This is a genomic window from Kamptonema sp. PCC 6506 (assembly GCF_000180455.1).
Taxonomy (GTDB): Bacteria; Cyanobacteriota; Cyanobacteriia; order Cyanobacteriales; family Microcoleaceae; genus Kamptonema; species Kamptonema formosum.
In genome coordinates, this window is record NZ_CACA01000313.1 from 1 (window position 1) to 18426 (window position 18426).

The 18426-nt window shown below is 45.2% G+C and carries 15 protein-coding genes; 5 read left to right on the forward strand and 10 right to left on the reverse strand.

Annotated features, from left to right (window positions below):
• Positions 1–26 precede the first annotated feature (26 nt).
• The gene (locus tag OSCI_RS19470; protein ID WP_007356819.1) at positions 27–821 is read left to right on the forward strand and encodes an SDR family NAD(P)-dependent oxidoreductase; all 795 of its coding nucleotides are present in this window, start codon (positions 27–29) and stop codon (positions 819–821) included.
• Between the two features lie 359 nt (positions 822–1180).
• Positions 1181–3904 carry a cation-translocating P-type ATPase gene (locus tag OSCI_RS19475; protein WP_007356820.1) on the forward strand — a complete coding sequence of 908 codons (2724 nt, stop codon included), beginning with the start codon at positions 1181–1183 and terminating at the stop codon, positions 3902–3904.
• Positions 3905–4125: 221 nt separating this feature from the next.
• Here the strand turns inward: OSCI_RS19475 and OSCI_RS19480 are convergent, their stop codons facing one another.
• From OSCI_RS19480 to OSCI_RS19520, 9 genes are all read right to left on the reverse strand, one after another.
• On the reverse strand, positions 4126–5076 hold the full coding sequence (locus OSCI_RS19480) for a F0F1 ATP synthase subunit gamma (protein ID WP_007356821.1): 951 nt from the start codon (positions 5074–5076) through the stop codon (positions 4126–4128).
• Positions 5077–5177: 101 nt separating this feature from the next.
• Positions 5178–6695 carry a F0F1 ATP synthase subunit alpha gene (gene atpA / locus OSCI_RS19485; RefSeq protein WP_007356822.1) on the reverse strand — a complete coding sequence of 506 codons (1518 nt, stop codon included), beginning with the start codon at positions 6693–6695 and terminating at the stop codon, positions 5178–5180.
• A 151-nt stretch (positions 6696–6846) separates the two neighbouring features.
• Positions 6847–7395 carry an ATP synthase F1 subunit delta gene (atpH, locus tag OSCI_RS19490; RefSeq protein WP_007356823.1) on the reverse strand — a complete coding sequence of 183 codons (549 nt, stop codon included), beginning with the start codon at positions 7393–7395 and terminating at the stop codon, positions 6847–6849.
• Positions 7395–7925, reverse strand: a complete 531-nt coding sequence (locus OSCI_RS19495; RefSeq protein WP_007356824.1) for a F0F1 ATP synthase subunit B — start codon at positions 7923–7925, stop codon at positions 7395–7397. Before OSCI_RS19495 ends, atpH begins: the two co-directional genes overlap by 1 nt.
• A gap of 37 nt (positions 7926–7962) precedes the next feature.
• On the reverse strand, positions 7963–8394 hold the full coding sequence (locus OSCI_RS19500) for a F0F1 ATP synthase subunit B' (protein ID WP_007356825.1): 432 nt from the start codon (positions 8392–8394) through the stop codon (positions 7963–7965).
• A 61-nt stretch (positions 8395–8455) separates the two neighbouring features.
• Positions 8456–8701, reverse strand: coding sequence for an ATP synthase F0 subunit C (gene atpE / locus OSCI_RS19505; RefSeq protein WP_007356826.1), 246 nt, complete (start codon positions 8699–8701; stop codon positions 8456–8458).
• A gap of 110 nt (positions 8702–8811) precedes the next feature.
• Positions 8812–9576, reverse strand: a complete 765-nt coding sequence (gene atpB / locus OSCI_RS19510; protein ID WP_007356827.1) for a F0F1 ATP synthase subunit A — start codon at positions 9574–9576, stop codon at positions 8812–8814.
• A 44-nt stretch (positions 9577–9620) separates the two neighbouring features.
• Positions 9621–10067: an ATP synthase subunit I gene (locus tag OSCI_RS19515; protein ID WP_007356828.1), complete on the reverse strand. Its 447-nt coding sequence runs from the start codon at positions 10065–10067 to the stop codon at positions 9621–9623.
• Positions 10068–10394: 327 nt separating this feature from the next.
• A complete protein-coding gene (locus OSCI_RS19520; protein WP_007356829.1) occupies positions 10395–12770 on the reverse strand; it encodes an NACHT domain-containing protein in 2376 nt (791 codons plus the stop codon).
• Positions 12771–13037: 267 nt separating this feature from the next.
• Here OSCI_RS19520 and OSCI_RS30860 point away from each other — a divergent pair, with 267 nt between their 5' ends.
• Together OSCI_RS30860 and OSCI_RS19525 are read left to right on the forward strand one after the other, a co-directional pair.
• Positions 13038–13196 (forward strand): hypothetical protein, encoded by a 159-nt coding sequence (locus OSCI_RS30860; RefSeq protein WP_007356830.1) that lies wholly within the window; start codon positions 13038–13040, stop codon positions 13194–13196.
• 167 nt (positions 13197–13363) lie between these two features.
• Positions 13364–13702 carry a hypothetical protein gene (locus tag OSCI_RS19525; protein ID WP_007356831.1) on the forward strand — a complete coding sequence of 113 codons (339 nt, stop codon included), beginning with the start codon at positions 13364–13366 and terminating at the stop codon, positions 13700–13702.
• A gap of 82 nt (positions 13703–13784) precedes the next feature.
• Here OSCI_RS19525 and OSCI_RS19530 read toward each other — a convergent pair whose 3' ends face one another.
• A complete protein-coding gene (locus OSCI_RS19530; RefSeq protein ID WP_007356832.1) occupies positions 13785–14966 on the reverse strand; it encodes a class I SAM-dependent methyltransferase in 1182 nt (393 codons plus the stop codon).
• A 355-nt stretch (positions 14967–15321) separates the two neighbouring features.
• On the opposite strand from OSCI_RS19530, the gene OSCI_RS19535 reads away from it, so the two are divergent.
• Entirely contained in the window at positions 15322–18066 is a 2745-nt protein-coding gene (locus OSCI_RS19535) for a phycobilisome rod-core linker polypeptide (RefSeq protein WP_007356833.1), read from the forward strand.
• Positions 18067–18426: the final 360 nt, after the last annotated feature.

Consider the following 18426-nt stretch of genomic DNA (forward strand, 5'->3'; position numbering starts at 1 on the left):
TTCCCCTAGCCCCTAGTTAAAAAAGTATGGATCTTCAACTATCAGATCGGATTGCATTGGTTAGCGGTTCCACCGCCGGAATTGGACTAGCGATCGCTACGACACTTGCCCAGGAAGGAGCCACTGTCATTGTCAATGGCAGAACCCAAGAGCGCGTAAACAATGCCCTTAAAAGCATTCAGCAAAGCGTCCCCAACGCCAAACTTCAGGGAATTACTGCCGATTTGGGAACCCAAGCTGGAGCTGAATTGTTATTTCAACAAGTGCCAGAAGTCAACATTCTGGTTAACAACTTGGGAATTTATGGCGCTAAAGCATTTGAAGAGATCTCCGATGAAGAGTGGATGAACTTTATCGAAGTAAACGTAATGAGCGGTGTCAGGCTCTCGCGTCATTACTTACCTTTAATGCTCAAAAAAGATTGGGGACGCATTATTTTTATCTCTAGTGAATCTGGCTTGAATATTCCCGTTGAAATGATTCACTATGGCGTTACCAAGACTGCACAAATAGCATTGGCTCGTGGTTTAGCTGAAACAACGGCAGGCAGTCAAGTCACAGTAAATACCGTATTGCCAGGCCCAACCCGTTCCGAAGGAGTGGAAACTTTCATCGAGGGACTTGCCAAAGAACAAAATATTTCAGCCGAACAAGTTGAGAAAGAATTCTTTACTAAGACTCGTCCATCTTCTCTGATTCAACGATTTGCTTCAACTTCTGAAGTTGCTGCATTAGTTGCATTTGTTGCTAGTCCTTTAGCCTCTGCAATTAATGGGGCAGCCTTGCGAGTCGAGGGTGGATTGGTGCGATCGATTGTTTAATGAATTTGCCTTGATAGATCCCTTTCACAATTAGGAGTAGGAATTCCCAATCGCGATCGTTGTTACGGTTCGCGATCGCATTCTTAAAAATATATTCATTCCGGTGTTGCCGGATTTGATCTTACTACCCACCGCGAAATAACCCCCAATTAAGAGGTCAGTGATGCCAATGGTGTCCAGAAACGGCTGCAACTCGACGACGAAACAATTAACGTCCGCATTCCCGCAGGCGCAAAACCAGGTAGTAGAATTCGACTCAAAGGTAAAGGTCGTCCTAGTCCCTTCTCTCAAAAGATAGTTTTAATTTGTGCCAAACAGAGGTTAACATAATCCGGTTAAATTCATTCAAGCCTCTAAGCATGACATCTTCTACTATTGAGAATCTCACTGAGCAGCAATGGCACAAGCAATCTGCGGCCGATGCTGCGAAATATCTGAGGATAGATTTAGAAGCGGGATTGTCAGAAGCAGAGGTGTCTGAACGTCAGAAACTTTATGGTTTCAATGAAATCAAAGGGAAAGCAGGGAAAAGTCCCATCATCCGTTTCCTGATGGAATTCAACCAACCGTTAATTTATATTTTGTTAGTTGCTGGCATCGTCACCCTGCTGCTAAAGGACTGGGTGGATGCGGGGGTGATTCTGGGCGTGATGTTGATTAACGCCGTAATTGGCTTTGTCCAAGAATCAAAAGCCGAAAATGCGATCGCCGCCCTAGCCAAATCTGTCACCACTGAAGCCACCATGATTCGAGATGGGCAAAAGGTGCGCCTCAACTCCCGCGAACTGGTTCCTGGCGATCTGGTATTACTGACATCCGGTGACAAAGTGCCTGCTGACGTGCGGTTAGTCAATGTGCGTGACTTGCAGGTGAGTGAATCGGCATTGACAGGGGAATCCGTTCCCGTCCAAAAAGCAACCGAACCCCTAGCCGCTGAAACGGTTTTAGCCGATCGCAGCAACATGGCCTATGCCGGAAGCTTGGTGACATTTGGGCAGGCAAAAGGAATTGTGGTAGCGATCGCCAACCAGACCGAAACTGGGCGAATTTCGCAACTGATGGATCAAAGCACTGCGCTGGAAACGCCACTTACTCGCAAGATTGAGCAATTTAGTAAGAGTCTGCTGTACGTCATTCTAGGGTTGTCAGCATTCATGTTTGCTGTGGTGATGGGCAAAGGAGGAACCTGGACAGACGGGTTTAAGACGGCAGTTGCCCTAGCCGTGAGTGCCATTCCCGAAGGACTTCCAGCCGTGGTGACAGTGACGCTAGCGCTGGGGGTGGAGCGGATGGCCAAGCAACACGCGATTATCCGCAAACTGCCCGCCGTCGAAACCCTCGGTAGTACGACGGTAATCTGTTCGGATAAAACAGGCACTCTCACCGAAAATCAGATGACCGTCCAAGCTATCTATGCTGGGGGGAGTTCCTACACTGTTAGTGGGGTGGGCTACCTAGAGGAGGGCTCGATTTTACAAAACGATCGCCCTGTAGAGGTAAGTCAATTTCCCATATTGCAGGAATGCTTGCAGTGTGGCTTATTGTGCAACGACTCTCACCTCCAAGAACAAGAGGAGCAGTTATCTGTAGCAGGCGATCCCACCGAAGGGGCACTGATTGTCTCGGCGCAAAAGGCAGGGTTGACACTGCAAGAACTAGAGCAGGAACAACCGCGACTAGATACAATTCCTTTTGAGTCGCAGTTTCAATATATGGCAACCTTGCATCAGCAAAGAGAACTAGCCGATCGCCACACGATTTATGTTAAAGGTTCGGCAGAGTCTATTCTCAAGCAATGTCATCACCAAATTGATGCAGATAGTCAAAACATCGACTTAAATCGAGAGGAAATTGAGCAAGTTGTCGATCGGATGGCATCCCAAGGTTTAAGGGTTCTGGCATTTGCTAAGAAAGAAATCTCTGCCCAAAAGCAAGGGATCGATCGCGAAGATATTGACAACAATCTAGTCTTTCTGGGACTCCAAGGCATGATCGACCCACCCAGAGCCGAAGCGATCGCCGCCGTGCGAGTCTGTCAGTCTGTGGGAATTCAAGTCAAGATGATCGCGGGCGATCATGCTCTAACTGCCGCCGCGATCGCCCGTAAAATGGGACTCAGCCAAGAGGAAGATGCCCTAGTGTTCACTGGGAAGCAACTGGCAGAAATGGACGATCGAGAACTGGCGAATGCCGTCGAAGCTAGTAATGTGTTTGCGCGGGTTGCGCCTGAACAGAAGCTGCGACTGGTAGAAGCCTTACAGTCCAAGGGCGAAATTGTTGCCATGACTGGAGATGGGGTCAATGATGCCCCAGCACTAAAGCAGGCGGATATTGGCATAGCGATGGGGATTACAGGTACGGAAGTTGCCAAAGAAGCAGCAGATATGGTGTTGACCGATGATAACTTTGCCTCCATTGAAGCCGCCGTAGAAGAAGGACGCACCGTTTATGGCAACCTGTTGAAAACCATTGGGTTTATCCTACCCGTCAATGGTGGAGAGGCGCTGACCATATTGGTGGGAATCTTGGCTGGTACAACCTTGCCAATTTTGCCCGTGCAGATTCTCTGGGTAAACATGGTGAGTTCCGTCGCCCTGAGTGCCACTCTAGCATTTGAGCCCAAATCGGCTGAGACTATGAAGCGATCGCCCCGCCGTCCCAATGAACCCCTATTAACCAAGAAATTACTGTGGCGCATCCTGATTATTTCCATCTTCAATCTCATTGCTGTACTTGGCATTTTTGAATGGGCTTCGCAAACCACAGGTAATATCAATTTGGCTCGGACAATGGCAGTCCATACCCTCGTTTCCGCAGAAACCTTTTACTTATTAAGTATTAGCCAATTTATTCCATCTTTGTTTGCCTATTTAAAAGATCGCACTCAAGAAATTGCTTATATTCCTGCGATCGGTGTGGTTTGTGTGTTTATATTTCAAGTTTTCTTTAGCCAGTTGACTTTCATAAACCCGCTATTTACTACCCAACCGCTTAGTTTTATCCAAGCTCTCATTTGTATCGGTGCAGGGATTCCAATTATTTTGCCTGCTTTGTTTTTAAAGCGCTTTGCTCCTCTTGCGTAAACTGAATAAGTAAATCCACCTAATTAAACATCAGATCGGGATGGCTAAAAAGCTGACTGTATAAACATTCTTCCTTCTTCCTTCTTCCTTCTTCCTTCTACTTAACAATGGGAGTAAGTCGTGAGGATTTAGCTATGGATATTGCTGATGAAAACAGCAAAAAAAGCGCCTGAGTTACCCCAGACGCATAGCATAAAAATCACAAATTGTCAACTTAAAACCTAACCTCTTAACGCCTCAGCGCCGCCGCAAACCTCCAGAATTTCCTGAGTAATTGCCGCCTGCCGCGCCTTATTATAAGAGAGCGTTAAAGTCCCAATCAAATCGCTAGCATTCTCACTAGCATTATTCATCGCTGTCATCCGCGCCGCCAACTCACTCGCCGCCGATTCTTGCAGAGCTCGCAACAATTGGTTATTCAAATAAAGCGGTAACAAAGCATCCAAAATTTGCACGGGATCTTGCTCAAAAATCATATCTCTGGGCAAACTTTTCACCGGATTCGTTACCTTTTCCCGCGATACTTGAAATTGTCCGCCAACAGAAGTTAAGCGGAAAATTTCATCATCTTGTACTTCTAAACCCTGGGGATCTAGAGGTAACAAAGTTTGAATCACTGGACGCGAACTAATCAAGGACACAAACTTAGTGTAAATTAACTCAATCCTATCCACAGTTCCCGATAGGAATAAAGACAGTAACTCATCAGCAACTTGAGATGCTTCTGCTGCTGTAGGAATCTGATCTAAATTAGCAAAAGTAGCAGAAATTGGCGCATTGCGGCGCTGAAAATACTGGATTGCCTTGCGTCCCACCAGTATAAACTTGTAATCAACCCCTTCCGCCTTCAATTCTCTAGCCCGAATCTCAGCCCGTTTGATAATACTGCTATTGTAGCCGCCGCACAAACCGCGATCGCCAGAAATTACTAACAAGCCAACCGACTTAATATCCCGTTTCTTCAACAAGGGTAAATCAGCGTCTTCAAACCGCAAACGTGCCTGCAAACCGTATAAAACTTGCGCCAAACGATCCGCAAAAGGCCGAGTAGCAATCACCTGTTCCTGAGCCCGGCGCACCTTAGCAGCAGCCACCAAACGCATCGCTTCAGTAATCTTTCTAGTGTTTTTGACAGACTTAATCCGCTCGCGAATAGCTTTTAGATTTGCCATAAATTTATCCTTTTACCTTCCGAAAAAATTCAACTTAAATCTCAACATTTAACGATTAACAGTTAACAGTTAACTGTTAACCGTTAACCGTTAACTGTAATTTATGCAGAAACTAAGAAAGTTTGCGTATACTCAGCAATCCCTTCTTTGAGCAACTTCTCAGCCTCATCGCTCAGTTGCTTTTCGCCCTGAACAATCTCACCGTAACGAGGCTTGCTAGTCCGTAAATAATCGCGCAAACCAGAGGCAAACTTATTCACCTTATCAACTGGAATTTCATCTAAATAACCATTAATCCCAGCATAGATAATAGCCACTTGCTCGTTCATTGGCAGAGGCGAATTTTGCGGTTGTTTCAGCAATTCCCGCAAACGTTGACCCCGCGCCAACTGATTTTGAGTAGCTTTATCCAAATCAGAAGCAAACTGAGAGAACGCAGCCAAATCATCGTACTGCGCTAACTCCAACTTCACTTTACCAGCAACTTTTTTCATTGCCTTAGTTTGAGCCGCTGAACCCACCCGCGATACCGAAATACCAGGGTTTACAGCCGGACGCAAACCGGAGTTAAATAAGTCAGAAGAAAGGAAGATTTGACCGTCAGTAATCGAAATTACATTTGTAGGAATGTAAGCAGAAACGTCACCGGCTTGGGTTTCAATAATTGGCAAAGCAGTCATACTACCTTCGCCTAAATCATTGCTCAGTTTTGCTGCTCTTTCTAACAAGCGAGAGTGTAAGTAGAATACATCCCCAGGATAAGCTTCGCGTCCTGGTGGGCGACGTAGCAGCAGCGACATTTGACGATAAGCTTGGGCCTGTTTGGAAAGGTCATCATAAATGATCAGGGTGTGCTTACCTTTGTACATGAAATATTCAGCTAAACTTGCACCAGTGTAAGGAGCCAAATATTGCAATGTTGCGGGGTCGCTAGCGTTAGCAGCTACGACGATTGTGTAGTCCATCGCGCCCTTTTCTTGCAGGGTATTGACGACGTTGGCTACAGTGGAAGCTTTTTGACCAATTGCGACGTAAACGCAAACTACATTTTCGCTTTTTTGGTTAATAATCGTATCAACTGCGATCGCAGTTTTGCCGGTTTGTCTGTCACCAATAATCAGTTCCCGTTGGCCGCGTCCCACTGGGATCATCGCATCAATAGCAGTAATTCCAGTCTGCATCGGCTCATAAACAGAGCGACGAGAAACAATACCAGGAGCCGGCGATTCAATCAAGCGAGTTTCACTACACTTGATTTCACCTTTGCCGTCAATCGGACGAGCCAAGGCATCTACTACCCGTCCCAGCATCGCTTCACCCACAGGGACTTGAGCAATTCTGCCAGTAGCAGTAACCGCCGAACCTTCTTGGATGCCGAGGCCTTGTCCCATTAACACTGCACCGACGTTATCTTCTTCTAAGTTAAGAGCCAAACCTACAGTGCCGTCGGCAAACTCTAACAATTCCCCAGACATGGCTTTATCTAAGCCATAAATCCGGGCAATACCGTCGCCTACTTGCAGCACAGTACCCACGTTAGAAACTTTAACATCTTGGTCGTACTGCTCAATTTGCTGCCGAATAATACTGCTGATTTCGTCAGGTCTGATTGCTGCCATTTTAATTTTTTAGTGGTTAGTTGTTAGTGGTTAACGGTTAACTGTTAATAGTTAACTGTTAAGGTAATTGGTAATTGGTAATTGGTAATTGGTAATTGATGACAGTCAACAGTTAACAGTTAACCGTTAACCGTTAACAGTTAACAATTAACTACCCTGCACTCAAACGAATTCCTAGACGGCGAAGTTGTCCGCGCAGGCTAGCATCAATTACTTGAGAGCCTACTTTGATGATGACACCGCCAATTAACTCGCTATCAAGTTTTGATTCAAGCTCAACTTGACTAGCGCCTGTCATCGCTTGAACTTTCTCCTTAACTGTCTGCTGTTGCGCTTCTGAAAGCGGCACAGCCGAAGTTACTTCCGCCAAAACAGTTTGATTTAATTCGCGGAGTTTTGCTAGATATTCTTTGCCAATTCCCTCTAGGAAATAAATCCTTCCCTTATCTACCAATAGTCTCAAAAAGTTTCGCACGAAGGGGCTAATTCCATCACCCGCTACCTGCTCTAATACTCTTTTTTTGACATCTGGCTTAACTAGAGGATTTCCTAAAACCTGGCGCAGTTCAGCGGAACTGTCCAAGAGGCTTAGCAAGGCACGCACATCTTGGCCAAATTCCTCAGTGAGATTGTTTGACTGAGCCACGGACATCAATGCTGATGCGTAAGGCTGTACGATTTCTGCGTTAACTGTACTCACTACCTGCCTCCCAATAAAGCAATGCTACGGTCGATTAGTTGGTTTTGAGCGCTGTCATCTAAGCTAGTTTTGAGTTGATTTTCAACTCTTTCTAAGGCCATAGATGCAACGACGGCTCTGAGTTGAGCGATCGCTCTTTCTCTCTCCGCCTCCAACTCTCTACCCGCGTCTGCTTTCATGCGTTCAACATCTTGCGCCGCTTGAGCGAGGATGGCTGCTTTCGCCGCCGTAGCATTTTCTTCAGCAACAGCTCGAATCCGCTCAGCTTCCGCTTGCGCTTGAGTCAATTTCTGCTGTTGTTCTGCTAAAGCTGCTGCGGCATCTTTTTGGCGTTTTTCGGCATCATTAATTGCCTCTTCGATGGCGGCACGCCGCTCGCTTAGGATTTTCCCTAAAAAGCCGCGCCCGAAGTAAACCACCACTCCAATCACAATGATCAGGTTAATCAGGTTGGTTCCTAAAATATCGAAATTTAGACCGAAACCACCTTCGTGACTAGCTTCTGCGGCTAGCAATAAAACAGTCCCCATGATATTCTTCCATAAATGCGCTGCTGATTGGGCAAGGCTATTTGGCCAACGCTGGGCCTAATAGCTTTTCTAAAATCTGGCGACTGAGAGCGTCTACTTCTTGCTCTAGCGATCGCATTGCCTCTTGCTTTTGCCGATCTATTTCTTTCGCCGCTTGTTCTCGCGAAACTTGAGCTTCTTTTTGCGCCCCAGCAACTTTTTCCGACGCAATTTTCTGAGCATCTGCTTGAGCGGCCACAATAATCGCTTGAGATTGTTTGCGGCTTTCACCTAGTTTTTGCTCGTACTCGTGAGCCATTTTCTCAGCTTTCGCCAAGCGTTCCTGCGCTCCCTTTTGAGTGTTGCGGATGTAATCATCTCGCTCGTCCAAAGTCTTAGTCAAGGGCTTATAGAAAACTGCATTCAGCACTACAGTCAAAACTAAGAATTGCAACGCCATCAACGGCAAAGTTGCATCAAAATCAAACACGAAATTTCCTCCTTTGTGCAGGGGCAGATTACTTTCCGCCCCTTATTACGCGCCGTTGATATTAGGCGAAGGGATTAGCAAATAGCAGCACCAGTGCAATCACCAGACCGTAAATGGTAAGGGATTCCATGAAAGCTAAACTCAAAAGGAGAGTACCGCGAATTTTGCCTTCTGCTTCTGGTTGACGGGCAATACCTTCTACAGCTTGACCAGAGGCATTACCTTGTCCAATACCAGGGCCAATCGCGCCTAAACCAATAGCTAAACCGGCAGCGATTACAGAAGCAGCAGCAACGATGGGGTTCATGATAGTTTTCCTTACCTAAAGTACAAAATGAACAACTGAAAGATTACAAATTGGTGCTATTTGAAATATGAGGAGTGAAGTTATTATTTATCCTTCATCTTTCACATTTCCTAAGAATGTTCCTCATGATGCTCTTCACCATGTCCTTCCATTGCCTCGTGGATATAGGCTCCTGCCAAGGTGGCAAATACCAAGGCTTGAATAGCACTGGTAAATAAACCTAAAAGCATCACGGGCAGAGGGACAAACAAGGGAACCAGCAGTACCAGCACTGCCACCACTAATTCATCCGCTAAAATGTTACCAAATAGACGGAAGCTCAGGGAAAGAGGCTTGGTAAAATCTTCCAAAATAGCGATCGGCAACAAAACTGGGGTAGGCTCGATGTACTTCTTGAAGTATCCTAAACCGCGCCTGCTGAACCCCGCATAAAAATATGCTAGAGAAGTCAACAAGGCAAGTGCCACAGTCGTATTGATATCGTTTGTTGGTGCCGCTAGTTCACCCTCTGGTAGCTTAATTAGTTTCCAGGGAACTAACGCGCCCGACCAATTGGATACAAAAATGAACAGAAATAAAGTGCCGATAAATGGCACCCAAGGACGGTACTCTTTTTCGCCGAGTTGATTCTTAGCCAAGTCTCGCACGAATTCAAAGGCGTACTCCATGAAATTTTGCATTCCACTCGGAACTCTCTGGATGTTGCGAGTTGCAGCAATGGAAGCTACTAGGAGAAGACCAATCACAATCCAGGAGGTGAGAAACACCTGTCCGTGAACTTTGAGATTGCCTATGTGCCAGTATAAATGCTTGCCAACTTCCAACTCAGCGAGGGGAAGAGCATTCCAGGCGTTTAAAACATTTAGCATTTCCATTCAAGAGAAATTCACTCAAGTGGATGTTTGGCAGGTTGCCTGACCTATTTATGGTCAGGAATGAAAACGGATTGCAGCATATAGAAGACGATCGCAGCTTTATAAGTCAGAAATCCCAAGAAAATGGGCAAAATCTGTAGCTGATTCCATTGAGTTGCTAGTATAATCAACCCCATGAACAGAACCAGCCTTGTCTTACTCAGGCGTTGGTTCTCCCTGCCAAGCCGCTCAACGTTTTTAGCCAACATTCTCAAGTAAACCACACCTGTGCACGCCCCAATCAAGTAATTTAGAGCAATGTTGAGGTTATAAAAAATCCACACTGAGATAAAAATTATCCCCGTCAAGGCAAGGCTGTACAGCAACAGATCCTGTTGGAGTTGATAGAAGTCTTGCATGGGATCTTTGGCTGGCTCTGATGAGGCAGAACCAGTTTCAGGAATATCCCCTGTTGCAGGTATGGGTTCCGTTGGTGTGTTTGGCGAGTTCACGCTTGAGGGGTGAAACTAATGCAGGTAAATGGCTTGGCTCTGCAAGTCCATTGAGCATCATATCATGGTGCTGCAACATTACTTAAAAAAGAATTAATTAATGCGATCGCGGAGAGGGGGTGAGGGTCAGGAGGCGGTAGACACTGGAAAATCGCTCAAAGCTAGTAGTCTGTGCGCTCACGATATCCTCTGCTTGGCGATCGCCCTTTAACAAACAATCTAGAATTTGTCTAAAGTTCCGGTAATGTGACCCTACCTATCTGAGTTCTGGCGATCGCCTACCCAATCCCTAGTTCAGACGATTGGACTCCATCGAACTCATGCTATTCAGCATCTTGAATCTCTAAACCTAATTTCAGAAATAGGTAGCAAGAGAGTATTTTCAATTTCTTGACGAACTTCAGGAGAGACAACACAATTAGTCTTAAACAAACTATTGGCTAACAGTTCTGTTGCATTGTAATACTTCTTAAGTAATTCCCTTTGCTTCTGTGTAAACTGACCTTGCCAATCGTGGCCAATCCCTCGATATTCAATCATTATTTGTCTTAATTTTTCAGCTAAATTTTTGCGTTTTTGCGAATTTAACCAAGCCGGATTGGTTTCATCTAAATTTTCAGGGAATTGAGTCTGAAGTTGTTCTAATGCTTGTTTTAAGGCTTGATTTCCTTGGCGAGGATCGCCAGCTTTTTCAATAGCAATACTGAGCCTCGCTTTGACATCTTTCCTGCGTTCGGCAGATTGCCATAAATGAAAGAGATCGCGTACTGGAGTATAATCCATTGCTGGTGGTATATCCACTTCAAAAAGAGGCTCAATAACACGATCTAGACTAATATTAACCCCCTGACCGAAATCTTGGTGAAGGTTTTGTTCATACAACAATGTACCCAGTATACTGCTTAATGCACTATCAATAGATAAATCATAGTCAAGCGATTTATCTATTGCACAAATATAACCGCCATAATTCTCAATTATCCCATCTAAGTAGAAAGCACGAATACCCGCAGGCTTGTACTTAGTCTTGACAGAGCAAGACTTTTGATAGAGACAGTTAAACATCTCTTGTAATATATTTTCAGGCTCAACTAAAAAATCAACTTTTTGTTTCATTATTTGCAACAGACAACTGGCATCAGTTAGTAGATCTACAACCAACAAGAAAACTTCTCGCCATTGACGTTTTGTTAGATGATTTGCTAACTCATTTAGAACCGGATCGTCTATAGATTTATAATTGCAGTTAGTAACGATCGCTTGGGCAGTCAAATACTCATGGAAAGTTAAGTGAGAAAATGACCAAAAGCTTTGAGCTCGCTCAACCAGCAGCCCATATTCTGCAATGGACTTTAGCACCTTGTTACTCTCTACTCTCAAAGCCTCTAGATCGCTTTTAGCTTCGGGCAAATTACGGATAAAATCACTAATCCATGATTCCAGGTTTCTCTCCCGAAAAAAACGTTCATCTTTTTCAAATGTCTCTTTGGCAATTTCTGCCAATAACTCTTGAATTCGACGATAATTTAAACCACTATAAACTCGTTCTCTCTGAAGATTGTGCTGCTTACTATTCCACTTAAATAATAATAACTCAATTCCTTGTTTGTAGAGATCAGCACGACTCTCCATAAATTGACCAGAATCTTCAAATACTAGACAAAGTAGGGTCAACAACAGGGGAGAAGTAGCTAATTGTTGCATTCTAGGATTAGCTTGGAGATGTGTGATAAAGTCTGTGGCTGACTTGCGAGTTTCGTGGGAGTTAAACCACTTACTGGCAAAATCTTGAATTTGGGGTAACTTAAAATCAGCTACCTCCACCTCAGTAAAAGATGGAAAACTGTATTCCCGTGCAGCAATACGACAAGTCAGAACAAAATAGTTGTCGATAAATTTCTCCGTAAACTGTTGGACACATCGAACAACTCGCTGACTATCTACCTCTTTCACCTCATCTAGCCCATCCAACAATACCAATACCCGTCCCTTTTTTAATAACTGTTGTGCCGTCTCTGGAGGAATGTCTTGGGATTGCCAATGCTGAATAATATAGTCTTCCAAAGAAGGTTGATTAGGTGCGGCTGCAAAGTCTGAAAGACGCACAAAAACTGATACATAATCCGGCAAAAATTGCCGATGAAGATTGAGAATGGCAACGCGACACAAAAACGTTGTTTTCCCAGAACCAGGTTTGCCCAAAACCACCAACCAAGAAAACCTTTCCAGTGCTTCCAAACCCAAAAGCCCTGCTTCTTGAATTCGCCCAAATCCAAACCGTTCAAAGTCTTGCTGGTGAGCTTGTTCGATTAATTCTTCCTGCGTTAGTCGCAAATTCCGAGTCAATCTCTCTAAAACATTGACTTCGACAAATACATCATCTAAGCGGATTGGGTAACTCATGTCCAAGCACTTGATTGTGCCGTGATGAAGGTTCAAATACTTGCCGTACTTCTCCCGTACCTCTTGTATGAGCGGGTCATCGCCACAGTCCACCACATTTCGCCAGTTAATACCTACGGCGCTACACGCTTGACTTAAAATATTCTCACCTACGTCTTTTGGGCCGTTTACTTTTCCTAAAATACGTTTAATAGTAGCAAGAGAGCAGTAACTTTCCTGTGCCCATCTCTCTTGAGTCCATCCCTTACCTTTATAGGCTTTTTCGAGTAATTCCCGTCCTATTTTAGATGTAACTGGCATAAGCTGACCTCTCCTGATTAAAAAGTTTGACCTTGCCAGAATGATAGCACGGCTTAAATTACTAAATCCATCAATCATCCACAAAGAACCACTATTGAGCTGAAACTGAACTTATTTTTGATCTTTGATCCAAAATGAACTAATTTGATCTATTTTTTCGTAAAAAGCTGAACTATACAAAGCCAAATAACTAAGTTATTGTGAATTCATGGATAACTTGAAAAAGTTAATCCGTCATAAATATCTATTCTGATCGAGGAGAAAACCATGACAACCAATTCTCGTGAATACACCAACATCTACGGAGATAAAGTCCGCGAGTACAAACAAAATGGTCAAATTGTAGGTCGGGGAACTGGAAAAACCTATGATTCTGCAAAGGCTGCGGCTGATGCTGATGTTCAGATACGCAAAAATAAGAAATAGAACTCTAGTCACTTTACTGAAGGGGTTTTAGTGATTTGGTTGGGGCAACAATTTCCAAAAGTTGCCCTTTCCATTTTTTCTTTAGGCATTTTATTTTACATCTTGAGAATTGTTTTTTAACCTTATCAAGAATCGTCATGTCAAAAAATCAAACGTAAGAGGTCACTATGTCTCAAGTTCTATGGGTCGCGATAATTACCCAAATTATATTTCTATTCGGCGAGATTCCTTTCGCGGGCTATCTGAAAAGTATTGGATTTAGCACAGCTAGTTTATCCCATTTTTCTTTCTGGCTTTTTACTGTAACTCGATTTATAGGTATTAGCGGTCAAATCTACCTTTGGAGTTCCACCGAAATTGGTCGAGTTGCAGCTATTATGGGCAGTCTTGGTATAATTCTCAATAATCTATTTGGTGTGTATTTGCTACACCAGAAAGCTCTATCAATGCCCGGTTATATGGGCATTGTATTGGCAGTAATCAGCATTATTCTCCTGACAAAGTAAACGACTAAAAAGAAGTCCGCCGACGCGGACTAAAGAGAATAACGTAATTTTAACCCCATCCTAGAATGTTTTTAACACTCTACTACCCCGGAATCAGCCAAATCAACTGTTTTGATACAAGCGATCGCACTCCCTCCACTTCTAAATCCACATCCGCCAAAATTTCCCCTACGCTTCGGCTTCCCTCGCAAGCTTGCAAAAACTCAAATTCTACTGTTGACAAATCAACCATTTCATAGTTATAGTCCAAAACTTTCTCACTCGGCCAGCCGAACATACAGGCACTACGTTCAGGAATCGCCCCTAGTAAAATGCGATCGTCTGACCAATCAGCCTTTGGTAAGGGCGATCGCCCCAAGAAAAACTCGTAATGGCTTAGTTCCGGGTCTAAGAGCTCAATTAGCCGATAACGATCGCGTTCTGTCAAATCTTGCGCCCTTTCCAGCAACCCTGATTCTTTCCCTAACAGCCTTTCTAACTGCCAGTACCCCGGATTCGAGAAACCCAGAAACTCTAAGCCAGACGCATCAATTAATTCAAACAGCGTCTCAATGTTGTAGTCAATTTCCTGCGGGTGGACGTACATATCCGCAAAGCACTCGTCCCGCTGATTTTCCATCGCCCAACGTTGCTTTTCATACTTGACAAGACGGTTATTTTCTGGTAAAGATGCAAACAATTGACGACCGACTTTAACACCATCGCGGTAATCTCCACGTCGATCGCCTTGAAGCAGAGCGATCGCCTTTTGCATCAATTGAATTTCCCAGCGACCCAACTCCGAATACACAAAAATGTGCATTAGGCCACCATTTCTTAACTTAGGGGCCAAAGCTTGAATGCCCCGGATCGGATCGGGTAAATGGTGGAGCACTCCCACGCAATTAATCAAATCAAACTCGCCCTCTAACTGTCCAGCATCGTAGAGGCTAAGGTGATGAAACGCTACCCGTTCCGCACCAGAGCGGCGACAGCGCTCTTTCGCCACCTCCAAAGTACCGCTGCTGAGGTCAATTCCCACCACAGACGCTTCCGGGTTGAGATGAACTAAATATTCTGTACTGACCCCACTGCCACATCCAGCATCTAAAATACGAATATCTTGTTTGTCAGGTTTCTGACCCGTGCAAAAGCTATAGGCAGCAGGCCAAAACCAACGCCAATTGTACCCAGGTGGCGGTTCGTCCAATAAAGGCTCTGGTGGGAAGGGGTAAGTATCGTAAAGCCGCCCAACGGCAGCACTAACATCTGGTGTTGTTTCCATAAAGCATTAGAGAATGTGGAGTGGGGGAGCGGGGGAGCAGGGGAGCGGGGGAGAAGCCCCAGTTAACAGTTAACCGTTAACAGTTAACCGTTAACCGTTAATAAAACTTATCATTATTTCTCAGATATGCCCTGTTAAATCTATAAAATAAGTGTCGGCAGGCTTTTTAAGAAATTAGGGAGATGATCCCGAAACATTTTAATCTGAGAAATAAGTGATTAGGCTAAAACCTCAAGCAAGGGGACAGAAAAAAGTAAAAGGCAAAAATACCTACTTTGACCTTCAACCTTCTTGAACCAGAAAATTAGTCTGGGCAAAAACTGTAACCACTCTCTAATGGAGCGAACAAGATCAAATGACTGTTAAGGCAAGCGGTGGAAGCTCAGTTGCGCGTCCGCAACTATATCAAACTGTACCAGTCGCAACGATTTCGCAAGCAGAACAGCAAGACCGATTTCTAGGACTGGGAGAACTGAAGGAACTACAAAGCTATTTTAGTTCTGGTGCAAAGCGCATAGCGATCTCCGAAGCGCTGACGAAAAACTCCGAATTGATAGTGTCTCGTGCGGCAAACCGGATTTTTGTGGGGGGTTCCCCCTTGGCATTCTTAGAGAAGCCAGCAGAACAAGTAAAAGAGCTTGCAGGAGTCGGTGCAGGCAAAAGTGTCGGCGACGGCATGAAGTTGGGAAATGTCACCTATGTTGAAAGCGGTGGTGGCAACGGATTGTTTGGGGGCTTGGGTTCGCTATTTTCCGGTGGTAGCGGCCCAATTCCATCAGGATTCCAGCCGATCAATGTATCTCGCTACGGCCCTGGCAACATGACGAAATCCCTACGGGATTTATCATGGTTCTTGCGTTACATCACTTACGCGATCGTTGCTGGCGACCCCAATATCATCGCGGTCAACGTGCGGGGATTGCGGGAAATCATCGAAAACGCCTGTTCAACGGCGGCGACGATTGTGGCAATGCAAGAAATGAAGGCAGCAGCCTTGGGGTATTTCACTAAGGATCAAGAAGCGATCGCGATCGTCGGGCAATACTTCGACGTAGCCATCACCGAATTCAAAGCCCCCACACCTTCCGACAAAATCCGCCAACGGGAAAGCAACGACCAGCAAGGTCTACAACTGCCCCAAATTTACTTCATTGCAGCCGAGCGCAGGCAGAAATTTGTAATGAAGACTGGTCTTTCGAGTTCAGAAAAGCAAGAAATAGTCAGAGCCGCTTACCGCCAGGTGTTCGAGCGCGACATCACCCGTGCTTACAGTCAAAGCGTTTCCGACCTCGAATCCAAAGTCAAAAACGGCGAAATCTCGATGAAAGAGTTTATTCGCCGCATCGGTAATTCTCCCCTGTACCGCAAGCAATTCTACGATCGCTTCGTCAATTCCCGCGCCGTAGAACTGGCAGCCCGCCACTTCCTCGGTCGGGGTCTGAGTTCCCGCGAAGAATTCAGCAAATACTTCGCGATCGTTTCTAAAGGTGGTTTGCGAGCTCTAGTAGACGCAATGGTAGACTCCCAAGAATACTCCGACTACTTCGGCGAAGAAACCGTCCCTTACCTCAGAGGTCTAGGTCAAGAAGCGCAGGAATGTCGCAACTGGGGGCCGCAGATTGACCTGTTCAACTACAGCGCACCATTCCGCAAAGTTCCGCAATTCATCACCCTGTTTGCGGACTACAACCAACCCCTGCGCGACCAGCACGTTTACGGTGTGGGTAATGACCCGCTAGAAATTCAGTTCGGCGCGATTTTCCCCAAAGAAACTCGCAACCCCAAAAATCGACCCGCTCCTTTTGGTAAGGACACCCGCCGCATCTTAATTCGTCAAGGCCCAGGCATTGACAACCAATTAAGCAACCCCGCAGCACGGGGCAAAGCTCCCGGAACTCTGGGGCCCAAGGTGTTCAAACTCGACCAAATTCCAGGGGGCTACATTGCTCCTAAGAAAGGTTTCCGCACGAGCACTGCTACGGCAAACCCAGGGGGAACCAGCGTTTCCTTTACGGAAAGTTCAACTCAAGCAGTGATTCGGGCAGCTTATTTGCAAGTGTTCGGTCGCGATGTGTTCGATGGCCAACGCCAAAAAGTGGCTGAAATCAAGCTGGAAAACGGCGACATCACCATGCGGGAGTTTATTCGGATGTTGGCTAAGTCCGATGTCTTCCGTAAAATGTACTGGACTTCGCTTTATGTTTGTAAAGCGATCGAGTATATTCACCGTAGACTTTTGGGCCGTCCTACCTACGGTCGCTCCGAGATGAATGCTTACTTTGACATCTGTTCCAAGAAGGGTTTTTATGCTCTGGTTGATGCAATTATCGACAGCTTGGAGTATAACGAAGCCTTCGGGGAAGATACAGTACCTTATGAGCGTTATCTGACTCCCGCCGGTTTGTCTCAACGGACGATGAGAGTTGGTTCGATTGCAGATAAGAATCTGAAAGTCGAGGTTGAAGAAACCCCGCGCTTTGTGGAACTTGGTACTGTGTCGATGGCACGAGGCGATATCGAACTTCAGTCTCGGATTTCCCAAGGGGTGAACAAGCGGCGCGAGCAAACTAAGGTATTCAAGCTGACGACTGTTACTGACAAAGTGGCTTTGAATACTTTAATTCAAGCTGCTTACCGTCAGATTTTCGAGCGCGATTTGAATCCCTACATTGTGAAGAATGAATTCACAGCGCTGGAAAGCAAGCTTGGTAACAATGAAATCAACCTTAAGGAGTTTATTGAGGCTTTAGGTTGCTCGAATCTGTATATCAAGCAGTTTTACGCGCCTTATCCCAATACTAAGGTGATTGAGTTGGGTACGAAGCATTTCTTAGGTCGTGCTCCTCGCAATCAGGCAGAAATTCGAGTTTACAACCAAATCCTTGCTAGCCAAGGCATTAAGGGTTTTATCGGCGCAATGGTGAACAGCGTGGAATATGCAGAAGTGTTTGGGGAGGATACGGTTCCTTATCGCCGCTTTCCGACGTTACCTGCTGCTAACTTCCCGAATACGGAACGGTTGTATAACCAGTTGACTAAGCAGAATGATGATTTAGTGGTGCCCAGTTTTGAACCTGTGGCTTTGATTGACAGAAGCTGAGGCGATTTAAGGTTTTAGATAGGATTCAATTTAGAATCTTAAATTGGGTGAGGGCAGGTAATTTTACCTGCCCTTTTTTATTATTTTTTAAACATATTTAATGTCAAGCAGTACATGAGTCGGATCGACCCCGATCCTTTTTAATTTCGGCTATCCGCACTCAAATCAGCCGCCCGATCCGAGAACATTGCCGCTACTCCTCCGTCATCTATCTTAAGGAAGGCGCGATCGGCTTCTACTTCGGCTTCTACTTTTAAACCGCTTAGTGATGCCAGTGTTACCTTAAGAGTAATATCAAAGTCCTCTCAATTAAACATTGAACATGGTAAGGGGTAACAACTGTTGACAAAAATCTACCTA